Origin of the sequence: Psychroflexus lacisalsi (assembly GCF_020164495.1) — a bacterium.
Taxonomy (GTDB): domain Bacteria; phylum Bacteroidota; class Bacteroidia; order Flavobacteriales; family Flavobacteriaceae; genus Psychroflexus; species Psychroflexus lacisalsi.
Genome location: NZ_JAIQYZ010000048.1, coordinates 1 through 255, shown reverse-complemented (window position 1 = coordinate 255; position 255 = coordinate 1). Strand labels below are relative to the sequence as shown.

Below are 255 nucleotides of genomic sequence, written 5' to 3'. Positions count from 1 at the left end.
AACACCTTTTTCTTCGGACAAATTGCAAGGTGCTGCATGGTTGTCGTCAGCTCGTGCCGTGAGGTGTCAGGTTAAGTCCTATAACGAGCGCAACCCCTTTGGTTAGTTACCAGCATGTAATGATGGGGACTCTAGCCATACTGCCAGTGTAAACTGTGAGGAAGGTGGGGATGACGTCAAATCATCACGGCCCTTACGTCCTGGGCTACACACGTGCTACAATGGTAGGGACAGAGAGCAGCCACTGGGTGACCA

General features: G+C 51.8%; 1 rRNA gene. It reads left to right on the top strand.

The features are described from left to right. A 16S ribosomal RNA gene (locus LB449_RS14160) occupies positions 1-255 on the top strand; the annotation flags it as partial.